This window comes from Streptomyces lothianensis (genome assembly GCF_047779955.1).
In the GTDB taxonomy this organism is placed as follows: Bacteria; Actinomycetota; Actinomycetes; order Streptomycetales; family Streptomycetaceae; genus Streptomyces.
Map to the genome: position 1 here is coordinate 1 of NZ_JBLMKT010000133.1, position 581 is coordinate 581.

The window sequence follows — 581 nt, forward strand, 5'->3', positions numbered from 1 at the left end:
ACCGGCGCCGACCCGCACGCCATCCGGCGGCTGGGCCGCAGCCGCCTGGCCGCCCTGCTGATCCGGCACAGCCGCGGAGCCTGGCGCGAAGACCACGCCGAACGGATCATGGGGGCCGCCCGGCAGACTCTCAAGCTGTGGCCCGACGGCGCCCTGGACTTCGCCGAACTCGCCGAGGACATCGCCAGTGAGGCCCACCTGGCCGCCCACCTGAACACGCAGATCACAGCCCTGGAAGACCGGATCGCGGTCCTCTACGAGGAAGCAGACCCCGGCCAGGTCATCGTCTCAGGACCCGGCTTCGGCATCACCACGGCCGCGGGCATCCTGGGCAGACTCGGAGATCCGAACCGCTTCGCCAGCCTGGCCGGCATCCGGGCCTTCACCGGCCTGGTCCCCCGCCTCAGCCAGTCCGGACTGACCGGCCGAAGCGGACCGCCCACCCGCCAGGGCGACCCCGGACTGCGCGAGACCCTGTTCAAGGCCGCGGACATCGCCCGGCACGTCGATCCCACCCTGGCCGCCCGCTACTACGACCTCGTCGCCAACAAGGGCAAACACCACAACTCCGCCCTCTGCAC

Annotated in this window: 1 protein-coding gene; it reads left to right on the forward strand. The window is 71.6% G+C overall.

Annotation, left to right across the window (positions count from 1 at the left end; genetic code table 11):
- Positions 1-581 (forward strand): transposase (locus tag ACLF6P_RS29930; protein ID WP_415954556.1); only part of this gene is annotated, 581 nt, incomplete at both ends.